This window comes from Waltera sp., from assembly GCF_046969025.1.
GTDB lineage: Bacteria > Bacillota > Clostridia > Lachnospirales > Lachnospiraceae > Acetatifactor > Acetatifactor acetigignens.
The window spans coordinates 40,469-54,939 of sequence record NZ_JBKVQF010000022.1 but is presented as its reverse complement, the minus strand read 5'-3'; the positions used below and the strand labels follow the sequence as shown (position 1 = coordinate 54,939).

The 14,471-nt window shown below is 45.6% G+C and carries 17 protein-coding genes and 1 tRNA gene; all 18 read right to left on the bottom strand.

Features of this window, described 5'->3' with window-relative positions; all coding sequences use genetic code 11:
- Nucleotides 1–250 precede the first annotated feature (250 nt).
- Nucleotides 251–338, bottom strand: a tRNA-Ser gene (locus ACLTOH_RS12035).
- A 125-nt stretch (nucleotides 339–463) separates the two neighbouring features.
- Entirely contained in the window at nucleotides 464–1,171 is a 708-nt protein-coding gene (locus ACLTOH_RS12030; RefSeq protein ID WP_227064203.1) for a lysophospholipid acyltransferase family protein, read from the bottom strand.
- A gap of 13 nt (nucleotides 1,172–1,184) precedes the next feature.
- The gene (locus tag ACLTOH_RS12025; RefSeq protein WP_227064202.1) at nucleotides 1,185–1,772 is read right to left on the bottom strand and encodes a Fe-S-containing hydro-lyase; all 588 of its coding nucleotides are present in this window, start codon (nucleotides 1,770–1,772) and stop codon (nucleotides 1,185–1,187) included.
- A 7-nt stretch (nucleotides 1,773–1,779) separates the two neighbouring features.
- The gene (locus ACLTOH_RS12020) at nucleotides 1,780–2,622 is read right to left on the bottom strand and encodes a fumarate hydratase (protein ID WP_022312672.1); all 843 of its coding nucleotides are present in this window, start codon (nucleotides 2,620–2,622) and stop codon (nucleotides 1,780–1,782) included.
- Nucleotides 2,623–2,634: 12 nt separating this feature from the next.
- The gene (locus tag ACLTOH_RS12015) at nucleotides 2,635–3,045 is read right to left on the bottom strand and encodes an HIT family protein (RefSeq protein ID WP_022312671.1); all 411 of its coding nucleotides are present in this window, start codon (nucleotides 3,043–3,045) and stop codon (nucleotides 2,635–2,637) included.
- 10 nt (nucleotides 3,046–3,055) lie between these two features.
- Nucleotides 3,056–4,063: an SCP2 sterol-binding domain-containing protein gene (locus ACLTOH_RS12010; protein ID WP_022312670.1), complete on the bottom strand. Its 1,008-nt coding sequence runs from the start codon at nucleotides 4,061–4,063 to the stop codon at nucleotides 3,056–3,058.
- Nucleotides 4,060–4,674, bottom strand: coding sequence for a rhomboid family intramembrane serine protease (locus tag ACLTOH_RS12005; RefSeq protein WP_172594670.1), 615 nt, complete (start codon nucleotides 4,672–4,674; stop codon nucleotides 4,060–4,062). The genes ACLTOH_RS12010 and ACLTOH_RS12005 overlap by 4 nt, the downstream gene beginning before the upstream one ends.
- A 92-nt stretch (nucleotides 4,675–4,766) precedes the next feature.
- Nucleotides 4,767–5,906 (bottom strand): DUF6382 domain-containing protein, encoded by a 1,140-nt coding sequence (locus tag ACLTOH_RS12000; RefSeq protein ID WP_022312668.1) that lies wholly within the window; start codon nucleotides 5,904–5,906, stop codon nucleotides 4,767–4,769.
- 18 nt (nucleotides 5,907–5,924) lie between these two features.
- Nucleotides 5,925–6,413, bottom strand: a complete 489-nt coding sequence (locus ACLTOH_RS11995) for a hypothetical protein (RefSeq protein WP_022312667.1) — start codon at nucleotides 6,411–6,413, stop codon at nucleotides 5,925–5,927.
- 17 nt (nucleotides 6,414–6,430) lie between these two features.
- Entirely contained in the window at nucleotides 6,431–6,844 is a 414-nt protein-coding gene (locus ACLTOH_RS11990) for a hypothetical protein (RefSeq protein ID WP_145985573.1), read from the bottom strand.
- Nucleotides 6,845–6,862: 18 nt separating this feature from the next.
- Entirely contained in the window at nucleotides 6,863–7,630 is a 768-nt protein-coding gene (locus ACLTOH_RS11985; protein WP_227064200.1) for a hypothetical protein, read from the bottom strand.
- Between the two features lie 214 nt (nucleotides 7,631–7,844).
- Entirely contained in the window at nucleotides 7,845–9,356 is a 1,512-nt protein-coding gene (locus ACLTOH_RS11980) for a DUF5702 domain-containing protein (RefSeq protein ID WP_412224168.1), read from the bottom strand.
- A gap of 12 nt (nucleotides 9,357–9,368) precedes the next feature.
- A complete protein-coding gene (locus tag ACLTOH_RS11975) occupies nucleotides 9,369–9,551 on the bottom strand; it encodes a Flp1 family type IVb pilin (protein WP_022312663.1) in 183 nt (60 codons plus the stop codon).
- Nucleotides 9,552–9,569: 18 nt separating this feature from the next.
- Nucleotides 9,570–10,943, bottom strand: coding sequence for an immunoglobulin-like domain-containing protein (locus ACLTOH_RS11970; protein WP_119623307.1), 1,374 nt, complete (start codon nucleotides 10,941–10,943; stop codon nucleotides 9,570–9,572).
- 6 nt (nucleotides 10,944–10,949) lie between these two features.
- A complete protein-coding gene (locus ACLTOH_RS11965) occupies nucleotides 10,950–11,717 on the bottom strand; it encodes a type II secretion system F family protein (RefSeq protein WP_022312661.1) in 768 nt (255 codons plus the stop codon).
- Nucleotides 11,683–12,900 (bottom strand): CpaF family protein, encoded by a 1,218-nt coding sequence (locus tag ACLTOH_RS11960; RefSeq protein WP_119623306.1) that lies wholly within the window; start codon nucleotides 12,898–12,900, stop codon nucleotides 11,683–11,685. Before ACLTOH_RS11960 ends, ACLTOH_RS11965 begins: the two co-directional genes overlap by 35 nt.
- A gap of 16 nt (nucleotides 12,901–12,916) precedes the next feature.
- The gene (locus ACLTOH_RS11955; protein WP_118501699.1) at nucleotides 12,917–13,921 is read right to left on the bottom strand and encodes a hypothetical protein; all 1,005 of its coding nucleotides are present in this window, start codon (nucleotides 13,919–13,921) and stop codon (nucleotides 12,917–12,919) included.
- A complete protein-coding gene (locus ACLTOH_RS11950; RefSeq protein WP_022312657.1) occupies nucleotides 13,921–14,451 on the bottom strand; it encodes a prepilin peptidase in 531 nt (176 codons plus the stop codon). The genes ACLTOH_RS11955 and ACLTOH_RS11950 overlap by 1 nt, the downstream gene beginning before the upstream one ends.
- Nucleotides 14,452–14,471 lie beyond the last annotated feature (20 nt).

The window sequence follows — 14,471 nt, the reverse complement described above, 5'->3', positions numbered from 1 at the left end:
CAGCGGCAACTCTGATATCTTATCATAACCGCTTTCGTTTGTCAACAACTTTTTTCGATTTTTTCAAATCTTTTTCTCAACCGGAAAACTTTCATTTTCGCGGTGGAGTTTCATACTACCACATTGCTCTGTGCTTTGTCAACAACTTTTTACATTTATTTTTCAAAGCATTTACATAATGGTGGAAATGGCGCAAAAAAAGAAATCTCAATCTCTTAAGATTCTTCTTTTACTTCCTATTGGTAGTAAACGGAGAAAGAGGGATTTGAACCCTCGCGCCGGTTGCCCGACCTACACCCTTAGCAGGGGCGCCTCTTCAGCCTCTTGAGTATTTCTCCATGATCTGAACATCGTCTCTACCAATATGTTATTGGCGTCATTTCGTGACGCAAAAATTATTATACATAAGCTCTATGCTTTTGTCAATCGCTTTTTTTATTATTTTCCTAATTGTAGATATTGTTTATGAATATTGCCGAATAGCTTCTTCAATCTTCGCTTTTACAATGTCCGCAATCTCCGGTGTTTTCAACTGTTTATACTCTTCATAACAGATTGGCGGTAAATAAATCAGCTTTACCGTTACCGGAGCTATGGACTTCTCATCAAACGGTTTGTAAGAATCAATCAGAGCACAGGGTACAATGGGACACTTTGCTCTGACTGCGCTTTTGAATGTTCCTCCCTTAAATGGAAGCAGTTGATTTCCCATACGGCTTCTGGTTCCTTCCGGGAAGATCAGAAAGTTTCTGCCCTGCTTTACTTCTTCTGTCATCTGATTGATCACCTGAAGTGATTGCTTAATGTCTTCTCTGTCTATGGCAATCGCGTGCAATGCCCGAAATACTTGTTTTAACAGGATTACATTGCTTACTTCTTTCTTATAGACTACAGAGAAAGGAACCGGGCAGGACTCCAGAAACACAAGTGCATCAAACATTCCCTGATGATTTGGGAAAAAGATAAACCCGTTTTCTTTCGGAATATTTTCCACACCATAGCTCTCTATGGTTACTCTTCCGGCACGGTTTGCCGCTTTTGTTACTTTTTTGATAAATGCATAGTTCTTTTCCAGGTCAAAATTCTTTCTGGTTCCCAGCCACCATATCCGAATCAGATAATACGGCACCTTATAGAACAGTCTTACCACCATCAGTATGATTCTATACATAGTCCGCCCCAGTCTACTCTTCGTTGTATTCTTTTACCGCCGTTTCATACAGGTTATTACCTTCTGCGTCAATTACTACAATCGCAGGAAAGTCCTTTACGGTCAGTTTACGGATAGCTTCTGTTCCAAGATCATCATATGCAATGACCTCAGAAGAGGTAATTGCGCGGGACAAAAGTGCTCCTGCACCACCTACGGCTGCAAAGTATACTGCTCCGTTTCTTACAATGGCATCCCGGACTTCCTGTGACCTTTTTCCTTTTCCGATCATCCCCTTCAGTCCCAGATCCAATAATCCCGGTGCATATTTATCCATTCTGCTGGCTGTTGTCGGGCCTGCAGACCCTATAGGACGGCCTTCTCTCGCCGGAGACGGTCCCATATAGTAGATTACGTTATTTTTCATTCCTATAGGAAGTGCTTCTCCCCTGTCCAGAGCTTCCTGCATTCTCTTGTGCGCCGCATCCCGGGCTGTATAGATGGTCCCTGTCAGATATACATAATCTCCTGATTTCAGAGAGCGGGCATCTTCATCGCTGAGAGGTACTTTTACATATTTATCCATGTCGCTTACACTCCAATTATTATAATATCCGGACATCTTTACTTCAGATCTCTCTAACTGCATGCCTGTTGACATGGCAACAGATGTTTACAGCTACCGGCAATCCCGCTATATGTGTGGGATATGTACTAATATTGACCGCCAGTGCTGTGGTTGATCCGCCCAGTCCTCCCGGTCCGATGCCTGTTTTATTAATCTTCTCCAGTAGCTCTTCTTCCAGTTCCCTCACATAGGGTATCTCCGAATGTTCATCCACCGGACGTGTCAATGCCTTCTTCGCCATCAATGCACATTTTTCAAAAGTACCGCCAATGCCCACTCCGACTACCATAGGAGGGCACGCATTCGGTCCTGCATCCTTTACCGCCGTCAGGATTGCGTTCTTCACGCCTTCTATTCCGTCTGCGGGCTTGAGCATAAATACTCTGCTCATATTCTCACTGCCAAATCCCTTCGGTGCCACGGTTATCCTGACACGATCCCCCGGAACAATACTATAATGAATGATCGCGGGTGTATTATCCTTCGTATTCTCCCGGTAAATGGGATCCTTCACCACAGATTTTCGCAGATAACCGTCCACATATCCCTGTCTGACACCTTCGTTGACGGCATCTTCCACATTGCCCCCTGTCAGATGCACATCCTGACCCACTTCCAGAAATACAACCGCCATTCCGGTATCCTGACAGATGGGAATCATATCCTTGCCTGCAATATCCATATTCTGCTGCAACTGTTGCAGGATCTGCTTCCCCAAAGGTGCTTTTTCCTGCTGTTCCGCTTTTGTAAATGCCGTCTTCATGTCCTCAGATAAGAAATGATTGGCCTCTATGCACATTTCTTTGATATTTTGCGTCAAAGTAGCTACATCTACTGTTCTCATGGTTTCTCCCTGTTATTCGGTAATGGTTTTGCGAATCTCTTCCAGTTCTTCCGGTGTACTTTCCCCGGGATTCCATAAAATATGCTGTCCATCATTCTCATAACGGGGAATCAAATGCATATGAAAATGGCGAACGGTCTGTCCGGCAGCCTCTCCATTATTCTGTACGATATTGAGACCATCGCAATGTAATTTCTCTGTCATCTTTGTTGCCATCTTTTTTGCAAGAACAAATACTTTTGCCGCTGTATCCTCCGGCAGTTCATAGAGATTATCCGCATGCTCCCTGGGCAGGATCAGCGCATGTCCTCTGGTAGCCGGTCCCAGATCCAAGATTACTCTGAAATCCCCGTCTTCGTATAATGTCTTGGAAGGGATCTCTCCGTTTGCAATTTTACAGAAAATACAATCTTCCTTTTTCATCGTTTTGCTCCTATCTGTTATTTTCTTCAAAGGGAAACATCTGATCCAGTGTTCTGAGAATTCGGAAATCTCCCTTCATTCGCTTCATAATGCCTGACATAAACGCCCTCTGGAAGGTCATTCGTCCGTTCACAATATCTTCCATGGCAGCACGATTCATCTGCATCTCCACATCCGGCTTCTCCGTCTCACCGTATCCGCATTCCAGTGCGCCACTGCCAATAGCGATCCACAGAGGATTCTTCTTTTCTTCTATATTAATAACATATCTTGCTTCAAAACCAGGCTGCGGTACAAAAACTTTTCGGAACTCTTCCAGATATTCCTGTTCATTATCCGTTCCGCTGTTATCCAACATATCCCGGAACATGGAAGTCAATTCCTGAATATCTTCCTTCTGTCGCTGTACAAACGTATCATCCGATACATATTCCGACAACTGTTCTGTCTCCTGCGGTGTCAGGTTGATTGCCTTGGGGATCGTTACTTTCTGACGCATCACTTTATTGCTGGCCGGGAAACTGGCAATCTTCTGGTTGATAGTACGGTACATGTTCTCAGCCTTTTTCTCAATGATCTGGCCGTACTGTCCGTTCATCTCCAACGTTACTGTATTCTCTATATATCCGCATATGCCGCTGCAGGGCAATCCTCCCAGAATCTCCCAGGCCGCCGCAAGACTGAGCTTGCCTTCTCTCTCTCCGTAGGTGGTAGACATCACGACCGGACACATATAAATTCCCGCGATCGTCTCTTTATCCCCATACAGCCAGCAGGCATCCAGAAACTGCTGCATATAGCCACCGATACCGTACCACTCCACTGTCGTTGCCAGAATAATTCCGTCTGCCTCTTTCAGCGTCTGTGGCAATGTCGTAATATTGGTCTTTCCATCATAAAGATTGTATCTCTCCACATGCACCCGCAACTCTTCCAGCACTTCCTGCATCTTATTGATCACATAGATCGTAGGATCATCAATGATTCCTCGTCCGCCATAGTAAATGTTGATATTCAAGTCCACACCTCTTTCGTTTTCTTCTGTCTTCTGTGTTTCCTGAGCGCACAAAACAAAAGTCCCGCCAGGAATCCGGTCACCAGTCCGCCCACATGTGCCGCATTGTCAATATTTTGTGCAGTAAAACCACTGTACAGAGATAATGCTATCATCAGAATCACCCGTTTGGGTGTCACATCCGGCATAGATTGCCGATCCAGCAAAATCCAGGCAAGCAGTACTCCGTCCAGTCCAAAGATGGCTCCGCTGGCACCTACAGATGCCGAATAATCCATCTGCAGAAGCTTTACCAGCAGTGAGCATAAATTCCCTCCGATTCCGGACAGAAAATAAAGCACCAGAAACGTGACATGACCTGTCACCTTCTCAATCATGGCCCCCAGAAAAAACAGGAGGACCATATTATTAAAAATATGCTCTATGCCCGCGTGCAAAAACATTGCCCACAAAAGCCTGCCGTACTGTTTACCGGCCAATACACTGACTACATCCAGTTCGCCTTTATTATATAACACATTTCCCGAAAAAGTACACATCAGGAACACAATTACATTGATCACCACAAGCATTCCGCTTACCCAGGGTACATTACGAAGCCTTTTCACCTTCATTGCTCCTCTCAATGTTCTCTCCATCCGGTATTGTATTTCAAATGTACCACTGTTTATATCACTCCGTCAACAAAAAGGGGGCTGCACACTGCCTACCGGTAGATTACCGTGATCTTACCCAATGTAATCTCATCTCCTTCTTCCAACTTTCGCCTCTCATAAGGCTGCAGTTGTAATCCGTTCTTAAATGTACCGTTTGTGGAATTCATATCTTCAAGATAATACCCATCTGTTTCCTTTATGATCCTTGCATGCAGACGACTGATCGACTGATCATTCAATACCAGATCCGTTTCTCCCCGTTTTTTTCCGATCGTGTAGATTGGTTGTTCTAATGTTGCAAGCAGCTTCCCTTCTTCCGACAACAGGCGGTGTGTACTCTCTCTGGGGGCCGGTCTTTCCTCCATATACACAGTCCTTCCCATATCTTCTTCCTCATAAGCGGTCTCCTCCGCCACCGCATATCCCGTCATGGTCAGTTGCAGACTCCGGGTATAATTATCCCGTTCCTGCTTCTCTTTCTTTTTCCGGTTTTCCCACAGATTAAACAGGCCTTTCTTTTCCTTTATTACTGTAACTTCTCCCACCGGCATTTCCTTCTCTTCTTCCCTTATCGCATCCTTCTCCTGATCTTGTCCCACGACAACAGTTGTTTCCTCCTCTACGGCATCCATTTTTTCAGGGATTCTCAGGCACTCTGCATCCTCAAAAATTTTGGCCTGCAAATAGACCTCTCCTGCCGATTCATATTGCTCGTAGGCTTTATAGACATATTCCACCAGGCTTTCATCCTGATAATCCACATGTTCCACCAGGTATTCCATCAGCTCATCAAATCCTGTATTTTCCGTGCAATACGGGACATATATAAAATAAAATTCTTTCTTCTCCAGATCCTGATAGACATGTTGCGGAAACCACACGATGTTACTCTCTTCCAAAAGGAAACGGGACATTTCCTGCCGCACTCTGCGCATACTCCACAAAAAGTCCATGATCCATTGTCTTGTAATAGGCTTCTTCTCAAAAAGCTGTGCAATATTCTGTCTGGAAGTAATATCATAATAGAGATAGGCCTCTCCGTCTATGTATCTCAAACTGCAGGGCAGCAATCCTTTGATCCCTCCCCGGCTGATCATACAATACTGATATTTCTTTTCCTCCGGTTTCCGTTCTAATAATAGTCTCTCATAATTCGCATTTAAGCTTCTGATATATTCTGTATTTAGCAACTATTCTTCCATCCTTTCTCACTGTACCGCACCACTTGTATTTTCCTTGTTATCACTCTCTGTTGTTTCTTCCGTCTTCCCACGATACCTCTGACTGTTTCGCAGAATCTCCACCGGATTGTTCCTCTTCACCTGAAATGCGGCTTTTGCGCTCCAATACCTGGGTACTTCCGCTATTTCGGAAAACGGATAAGGCATTCTTCCCGTCTGTTCCACGGTTACCTGATTCTTTTCCAGTTTCCAGACCGGCAATTCACTCTCCCAGGCAATATATTTCTCCGTGTCAAAAAACATATCTTTCTCCTGCAGCTGTCGATTCAGTTCCTCTTTTTTCTGCATCCATCTACTGCCGCTTCTCACTGCCGCCCTTCCCATATCCTGTTCCAAAAGGCAGCGATCATATTGAAAAAACAGTAAATACGTCATCAACACTATCACTCCCAACACTATAGGATACAGAACTGCCGCCTCCACGGTAAAATACGCTTTATAATTCTTTCGTTGCATACGATTGCTCCCTCCAATCATCCTGTCATCCATGCCGTTATATATGCTGCCAGTAAAAAGGGAAGATATGGGATCTGCAGGCTGCGATTCCGCTTTCTGCAAAACAGGATCATTGCATAAAGAAAGATATACAGAAGGCTTATACCTAAGATAAGAAGAATATTTTTATCTCTGCTTATAAAACCGGTCAGCGCCAGTACGATACCATCCGCCTCACCGATTTCCTTTGTTGCCTTTGACAAAAGCAACAGCAGAATTCCGGGAAGTAGTGCGACAAGCCTGCTGCATTCAAAGCCTTTCCAGACAATAACCATAACAGCCAGTACTCCGCCCAGGAACAATACCCCCACCGGAACCGCTCTCTTCCGGATATCATACCAGCTGCCCCATAGCAGATAGCCGGTCAGTATCACATTTTCCCACAACTCCATCTTCACCATTCTCCCGTTTTATATTCTTCCGCATCTACTGCATTCTCTGTACCCGTCCACATCTTTCCTGGCAATGCAATATACGGTTCTCTTAAGCCCGGGGCAGTCCCGCCTTCTGTGATAACATTCACCCTCCGAGCAAATATAGTAGCCATTCTCTTCCGGGGCAGCGGCATCTTTTTTCTGTACCATACACTTCTCACAGGGATGATAACCCTTAGGAATTTCCGCTGCTTCCACCCGTCGAACCGACAATCTCAGATGTGTACATTCTCTGCTTCTATGATATACTTCTGAATCTTCCGTTACATAGACATATTCTTCATCATTCTCAGTCCCCGGAATCGCATAGCCGTTCCACAAATGACCATAGTATCGGTTCGCCATACGGAATTTTCGAAATCCCAAAACCTCCGTGAGCGGACTGATCCCATAGGTGACTACAATCTCACAGATATCATTCTTTGTGCTGCTCTCCAGAAATTGCAGGCTGTCTGCCCCCTGTTCTAATGGGGACTGCTCCAGATATTCTTCTCCCAGCTGATTGCAGATCTGATTTTTAACATAGGTATAGGAAACAGCCACTGTTCCCAACCTGTCATCGTTATCCTCTTTCTCTCCGGCATCTCCTGCATTCAGTATTCCGCCATAGATTCCCACCTGTCTGCCGGCATCCCACAATGCTACTTCCAGGTTTCCATGCAAACGCATCATTTCTATAGCGCTTCCCATATGGATCATAAAAAAACAAAACAACGGCAAAACCAGTGCTGTTTCCACCGTCATACTTGCCTTCACCGGTGTTCGCGGGAGTATAAGCAGTGATATCCTCTTTATGAAGTTTGCTGTCTGTAGGAATTTTACGGGGAGTAAATCGTTACATGGGTTAAGAGTTTTTCTTAAAGTCGGAGTAGGACTTGAATCATTCTTGTTAATAGTTATAAAGCTGTACTTGCATAAAGAGGACATCGCTGCTCACCTCCCTTCCCGGCTCGTCTTCCTAATTACCAGTATTTTCTATTGCCTCTAAAGATCCTATATAAGATTTCTGTCTCTCGATCTCAAAAGAATAGCCATATTTGCTTTTTACTTTCACATTCATTGCAATTTCCACAATGCAGGTATCCAGTCGGAATGCTCTGTTTCCCGGAGTATTTCGAATATCCATTTCCACCACGTCCATAGCCCGGCAGGTAACAGACTTTTCCTCACAGAGCAGCAAAAATATTCTCAGATAATCTTCATATCCCATTCCCGGTGAATCGGAACCGGAGGCATCCTCTTCGGAAGTCCCGGGCAATTCTCCCTGTAATGCGGAAGAAAGTCCGTAATGCCAGGTAGCATCTGTTTTTAACAGGGGAATCTTTTCCCCGGCAAGAAGTTCCTTTACATCATAAACACTTTCTGCAAAAGCCCATCCCAGGATCAGTGTCGCCGCAAGCAACTCTCCAATCTCCGGAACCATCATTGCCGCTGCAAGTGCCTCTCCCAATAGCTCCGCTATTGCCCGTTTTTCCTCACTACCGGTCAGATACATGGTATTTGCAGCTTCTCTGATAACGAATATTCGGTTCACTATTCCCTTCAGATTGTCAGTATCATTATCCTTGCCCACAATGACATATTCTGTCTGATACCATAGGGGGCTGTCCTGTTTCTCCTGGCCATACCGCCCAAGATACCGCAACAGATACTCATGGAAAAAAACTTTTTGTTTTAACGCTTCCCATTCTTCATAATTTTCTGCGGTTCCCGGCACCATATTTCCGCGGTTTATTTCTCCTCGCTCCATCCGCGTCTCCAATAGGGACTCTGTTTCTATCCTGCGGGAGGAGATATTGTCTTCCTCTGTTACCAGCTTTAACAGACCTTTATTTCTTTTCTCTTCCAGGGCTGCGGTAGGATTCTCTATATGAACGGTTTTTCCTTCCGTGGTCTCCTTCCCGTCATATTCCTGAATCTGTGCATCGATCTGCTGTTTTTGTCCCGCAATATCCTGTTGCTCCAGTCCACGGGATTCTATGACCTGCAGCCAGTCCGTCAGTTGCTGTAAGAGTCCGATTCCCACCGTATCCTCTATGGCATCGACAGCAACCCGCCGAAAGACTTCTCCTTCGCCATCCGTCAGAAATGCCGCTTTCACAGCCTGTGCTTCTTCTGCCTGAACAGCAAAAAAATCCCGGTACAACAGTTTTTCGAGAAACACATCCTCCAGAGAAAAATTACGGTTCATATACTCCAGCAAATGACTCTCCGTCAGCTTTGTCGAAGCACTTTCTGTCCCGTAAGAGCAGTCTATGGCAAACAGATTGTACTGTTTCTGCAGTTCTCTATGATATTCAGCCAGGATACTATCCATTCCGATATCCATGACGCATTCTGTTTCCAGTGAGATTCCCCGATACCGACAGCCCTCGATCAAAGCAAGACACAGGGCCATGATCACTGTCACCGTCAGTGCCAGATATACCGTCATATAACCACCCGGGGGTACCTTTTTCACGGATGTCATAACGTATTTTCCTTATATCTTTTTGGTCTGATTTGTAATCTTTGTGAAAATGGAATTGACAACTTCCGTGATCTTCTCTTTAAAAATAATGACCAGCCCTACCAGTACCACAATGATTAGTATTACTTCCACTGTACCCATTCCGTCTTCTTCTGTCAGAAACTGTCGAAATGATTTTAATTTGTTGTTTCCCATAACCATACCTTCCTTTTCTTATATTCCCGCATTCGAAAATGCAGGCACCATGATCATTACCATTACTACCACCAGCAGCATCACCATAGGCAGGAGCAGTTTTGTCGCCGCTTCCTCACTGAGTTTTCTGGCATTCTGTATCCGCAGTTCTTCCGCCTGGACAGACTCTTCCTTTAATTGCTGTAAAAGCGTAGAACTGCCCTTTTTCAGATTTTGCGTCAGGAATGTGCTTAAACGGACATATTCCCTGACTCCTGTCCTTTTCCCAAAGTTCTCATATGCTGCCCCTTCCGGCACTCCCATATGTATCTCCCGGGTTGCTATCAGCATTTCCTCGTAAGCTTCCCGGCAACGTCCCCCTCGTTTTCTTTCCTTCTCGTAATCTTCTGCAACCCGGCAAAACGCAGACCGGACCGTCAATCCCGCTTCCAGATACAGTGTCAGCTTTTGCAGGATTTCCGGATAGCTTCTACGTTCCTCCCGCTTTTTCTTCTCCACCAGATCATGCAGGTCTTTGTCCTGGAAGAAAAAGACTGCCGCCGCCAACAACAGAGCCCCCGCCAGAATCTTCCATCCAGTCTCCGGAATATCTTCTTCCCAGGAAATTTTTCTGCCCTCAATTTCTGTGGGCAGCTGGATTTTTTCACTTTCCGGATCTTCCTCCTGCGCCCGCTGCAGTAATTCCGACAACTTGCTTTTCTCTCTTTCCTGTGGGGTCTCATTCCTTTTTACAACTGTTACCTTAACCGTTGTCTCTCTGACAAATTCCCCGTATTGTATCTCCGCTCTCAACAATACAGGCACATCCTCCTGCCCGGGATGTATCTGTCCATTCTCTTCAACAGCTTCCGTAGAATTGCTTTTCCAGTTCACCAGAAACGGGTATCCTTCATACGTTTCCGATAAATCCAGATTCTCTCTGATCTCATCGGGAGAATCATTTTTCTCCAGGATCAACTGAGGCAGTTCTCTCCCAAACTGCTCGTACAAATTCTCCAATTCGCTTTGGCTATACTTGCGAGGCATCACTTCCATCTGGAAAGAATATCTCTCGCCGTCCTCCATCTGTCCGGTGATGCTGTATTCCCGACTGCCCTCTTCCCCAGATCCCCGATACACCCATTGATTCTGCAGGATATGTCTTTCCCGACTGCTGTAATGCATTGTAATGGCAAGCATTATCCCAGCGATCAGTATGACTGCAGAAAGTGTCAGCTTTGTCACATAATAGTCTGTCACACACTCCTGCGGATTTTCTCCCGGGTGCATACGATTCAGATCCGCTTGCACCTTATCTCTTCCAGGTATCGGAATTCTCCACAAATGTAGCTTTTTATAGCAGACCATCATCACCTTATAGAAAAAACGCAGGATGCCTTTCTTACCTATCATCTCTTTCTACAGTTCCTCCTCGATCCGATCCAGTATCTTCTCACCCAGCAGATATGCTCCTGCATAGACTGCAAGGCAGAGTGTCATCACTATGATACCCATTCCATTATGGTAGAGCGTTCCAAAATATCCCGGATAAGCGGCTGCGATATAGAGAGAAATTCCAAACGGCATGATCTCCATCACGTTCTGTTCCAGTCTTCTCCCCTGTAACATGGTCAGCATCTCCTGCATGGTTTCCACTTTATTACTGATCACCTCTGCTGTAGTCCGTATGATCTGCGTGACATTTCCACCGCCTCTCTTGGCAATGTTCAAAATAGCGGAAAATTGCTCAATTTCCTCAATGCCACTCCGGTCTGCCAGATCACTGATCAACTCTTCCAGCGTGATATTCAGTATCATTCCTCTGCGGATCAGTTCCAGTTCCCGGTACATGGCGGAATGCTCACCATACAACATTCGTATATCCTCCCGGCTTTCCAGAAAAGCATTTTCCAACGCATATCCGCTTCTCAGAGAATTTGCCACAGACAAGATGCATTCCTTGAATTGCATGGTCAGTTCCTGTCTGTTCTTCCGACACTGTCTGTTGACGCACCTGCGAAAATAGAGAATCCCCAGAGGGAACAATAACGGAACCGCCCAGATAGAGCGATAGAAAAACCAGGCAAAAAATATAACTACCCCTGATGTCTGTGCCAACAGCCGTATGCAATCTCCCCGCTTCTGAAAAACCTTATGATAATCCTGCTGCCTTAAGCTTTCCTTCATGAAGTAATTCTCCTTTTCTCCGCAGCCTGCCGACCACTTTTCCTTCACTGTTTTCCCCCAGCTCTTCAAACTGATACAAAGGATTCAGGCGTATTTCTCCATTCTCACAACCTACTACCTCCGTGATCTCCAGGACACGTCTACTCTTATCACGGATCCGCCCCAGATGTACAATAACATCCACTCCCGAGGCGATCTGGTTGCGAATAGCCATCAGCGGAAGATCCATTCCCATCAGGACCATATTTTCCAGTCTTGCCAGCATATCCGTGGCACTGTTGGCATGCCCGGTGGACATACTCCCATCATGGCCGGTGTTCATGCATTGCAGCATATCGATAGCCTCCGGTCCCCGGACCTCTCCTACAATAATCCGGTCCGGCCGCATCCGCAGAGACGAACGGATCAGTTCCCGGATTCCGATTTCTCTGCATCCTTCGGTATTGCCGTTACGAGTCTCTAAACGAACCAGATTCGGAAGACCCTGCAACTGTAGTTCCGCACTGTCTTCTATGGTGATCACCCGCTCTTCCGCCGAAATATAGCCGGACAGAACATTTAGGAATGTTGTCTTGCCGCTTCCCGTTCCTCCACTGACAAAAATGTTGTAGCCCGCCTTCACCAGTGTCTCCAGGAACTGGGCTGCCTCCAGCGAAATGGTTTCCAGACCGATCAGCTTCTGCATGGTGACAGGCTTGTCCGGGAATCTCCGGATCGTGACGATCGGGCCATTCAGAGCAATGGGATTCATGACAATATTTACTCTGGAACCATTATTCAACCGGGCATCTACGATGGGTGACGCTTCATTGACCACGCGATTACACCCCGCCACAATCTGCTGAATGACATCCTGTAATTTTTCCACGGAATCAAAGGCTCGATCCAATTCCCGCAGTTGTCCATCCTGTTCTACAAAAATGTGATCCATGCCGTTGATCATGATCTCTGTAACAGAGCTGTCCTCCACAAAAATCTGCAGAATATCCAGTCTTCTCAGGGAATCAAACAATTCCTTACGCAGACGTCTCCGCAATTCTACCGGGCATAACTCCAGACTTTCCTGCTCCATCAGTACTTCATCGATCGTATCCTCCACTTCTTCATCCGTATAATCTCTTCCATAATCCAGTCTTTCCTGTACCATCTGACGAAGTTTTCTTCTCTGCTCTAAATAATCCATTTGTCCTTCTCCTATTCTACTCTTCCAATGTCTCTATTTCTTTTCTCACATAATCTGCCAGTTCCCCTCTGGTATACTGTTCCATTTCCACGGGAAGTCGCTGAAAGTATGGCAAATTCAGCTTTCTGGTCTTCCCCTTTACTTCCTCTTTCTCGCATAGTGACAATAGCTGTTCATATTGATCCAGTTTACACTGTGACATCTTGTCCTCTCTGGTCAACGTAAATACTTTGATACACATCTGCAGAACATCCAACAGCCCCTGTATGCTTTCACTCAGATCCAGAATGACATATTCGTATTTCCCCAGCTCCTCGATCCTCTGGAACAGACTTCTCCATTCTTCCCAGGTGATCCCCAACAGGTTCTGTCCGTTCCGCATGGGTGGAATATAATCCAGATTGCCTTTTCTCTGAATGACCGTCTGCATGCGAAGAGGAAATTTTCCTTCATCTCCTGCTAAAAAATAGAGCAGATCTGCCAGATCCCGATTCTGTCTCTCCGGAAGCAATTCTATGATCCCCACATAATGTTCGAAATTCAGATACAGCGTGGGATGTTTTTCTGCCATCAGCTGTGCGAAAGTCAATGCGAACGTACTTTGAAGGCATCTGTGAACCGGAGAGTACATTCCGATAAAACGGGTCTTATATTCCGCACATAACAGCGGCATCCGTATCCCCGTCGTCTCTACATACAACGCCAACAGTTCCTTCCACACCTGTCCCGCTTCCTGATATTTGTTAATATTGGGAAACTGATGAAAGCGGAGAGTTCCGCTCTCATTTAAAATTGCCTGACATGTCGGCTGTAATGTGTTCAATGCCTCCTCACAGGAGGATTCCGCCACCACCAGCATTGTTACCTCCCCGCTTTTCTCTCCCGCCAACAGTTCTTCCGCTCTGGTATAAGTATGGATCTGCCAGGGCAATTCCTTTTGCCTCTTCAGGTATTCTGAAAAAAGCCGCGCGTATTCTTCCTCCCGGTCATACAGAACCAGAACCGGTTCCTTTTGTTCCATCAATACATTCCTCCCATATACATCAATGCACTGCAGAACACCGGTCCCGCCATGCAAATCCCTGCTCCGGCACCTTCCCGTTCTCCGGCAAAATAAAGTTTCCATCTTCCACACCGGAATACGTCCCATAAGTACTCTCCCAAATAGTACAAACGGTCTTTCATATTGCGTTCCAGATACATTTTGAAAAGTGCAATTACTGCTGCAATCATGAGCGCGAAAAACAGAAAATAAAGTACTTTATTCCAGGGAAAAAAACCGGCACAGACTCCCAACATCTTAACATCACCGGCTCCTATGGCTCCGATCCAAAAAACAAAATAAAGTAATATCGTTGTCAGTAATGCACTTGCCAGATATTCCAAAACGCCTTTGTGCCCGCCGCTGATCAACCGATACCCCAGGCCTGCAAACATGCAGCATACGATCAGCCAATTGGGTATCCTGTGCGTTTTGTAATCAAAACAGCAAGCTATTGCCAAAAGTATACATAATACCCCAAATATCTCATCTCCTTCTCCTGATTTCACATTATTTTCCTGCGTATAGT

Coding starts and splice junctions, on each gene's coding strand:
- ACLTOH_RS11975 (WP_022312663.1), bottom strand. CDS start 9,551: ATGGGAAACAACAAATTAAAATCATTTCGACAGTTTCTGACAGAAGAA.
- ACLTOH_RS11985 (WP_227064200.1), bottom strand. CDS start 7,630: ATGACGGTGGAAACAGCACTGGTTTTGCCGTTGTTTTGTTTTTTTATG.
- ACLTOH_RS12025 (WP_227064202.1), bottom strand. CDS start 1,772: ATGTCCGGATATTATAATAATTGGAGTGTAAGCGACATGGATAAATAT.
- ACLTOH_RS11960 (WP_119623306.1), bottom strand. CDS start 12,900: ATGGATTATTTAGAGCAGAGAAGAAAACTTCGTCAGATGGTACAGGAA.
- ACLTOH_RS12005 (WP_172594670.1), bottom strand. CDS start 4,674: ATGAAGGTGAAAAGGCTTCGTAATGTACCCTGGGTAAGCGGAATGCTT.
- ACLTOH_RS11955 (WP_118501699.1), bottom strand. CDS start 13,921: ATGGAACAAAAGGAACCGGTTCTGGTTCTGTATGACCGGGAGGAAGAA.
- ACLTOH_RS12015 (WP_022312671.1), bottom strand. CDS start 3,045: ATGAAAAAGGAAGATTGTATTTTCTGTAAAATTGCAAACGGAGAGATC.
- ACLTOH_RS12030 (WP_227064203.1), bottom strand. CDS start 1,171: ATGTATAGAATCATACTGATGGTGGTAAGACTGTTCTATAAGGTGCCG.
- ACLTOH_RS12020 (WP_022312672.1), bottom strand. CDS start 2,622: ATGAGAACAGTAGATGTAGCTACTTTGACGCAAAATATCAAAGAAATG.
- ACLTOH_RS11980 (WP_412224168.1), bottom strand. CDS start 9,356: ATGACATCCGTGAAAAAGGTACCCCCGGGTGGTTATATGACGGTATAT.
- ACLTOH_RS11965 (WP_022312661.1), bottom strand. CDS start 11,717: ATGAAGGAAAGCTTAAGGCAGCAGGATTATCATAAGGTTTTTCAGAAG.
- ACLTOH_RS11970 (WP_119623307.1), bottom strand. CDS start 10,943: ATGATAGGTAAGAAAGGCATCCTGCGTTTTTTCTATAAGGTGATGATG.
- ACLTOH_RS11990 (WP_145985573.1), bottom strand. CDS start 6,844: ATGGAGTTGTGGGAAAATGTGATACTGACCGGCTATCTGCTATGGGGC.
- ACLTOH_RS11995 (WP_022312667.1), bottom strand. CDS start 6,413: ATGCAACGAAAGAATTATAAAGCGTATTTTACCGTGGAGGCGGCAGTT.